Here is a 253-nt window from a genome sequence, read left to right as displayed (position 1 = left end):
GTTTCAAGTACGCCGGTGATGCCGCGCTGCCGGTCGAGGCCAACACCGCGTGGCTGCTGCGCGTGCTGTCGCAGCCGTGGGTGTACGGCGCCATCCTCGGCTACGTGGGTGCGTTCTTTACCTGGATGAGCCTGCTGCGGCATGCGCCGATCGGCCCCGCATTCGCCGCCTCGCACCTGGAAGTGATCAGCGTGCTGCTGCTGTCGGCGTGGCTGTTGAACGAGCCGCTGACCCTGCACCATCTGCTCGGTGC

At 67.2% G+C, this 253-nt stretch carries 1 protein-coding gene; it reads left to right on the top strand.

The genetic code is table 11. The features are described 5' to 3' along the window. A partial coding sequence (locus tag CDN38_RS33610; RefSeq protein ID WP_099319490.1) for an EamA family transporter occupies window positions 1-253 on the top strand: 253 nt, incomplete at both ends.

The sequence above is a fragment of the Mycobacterium ostraviense genome (assembly GCF_002705925.1).
Lineage (GTDB): Bacteria > Actinomycetota > Actinomycetes > Mycobacteriales > Mycobacteriaceae > Mycobacterium > Mycobacterium ostraviense.
Note: the sequence above shows the minus strand (reverse complement) of the source record. Positions and strands in the feature narration are given on the sequence as shown.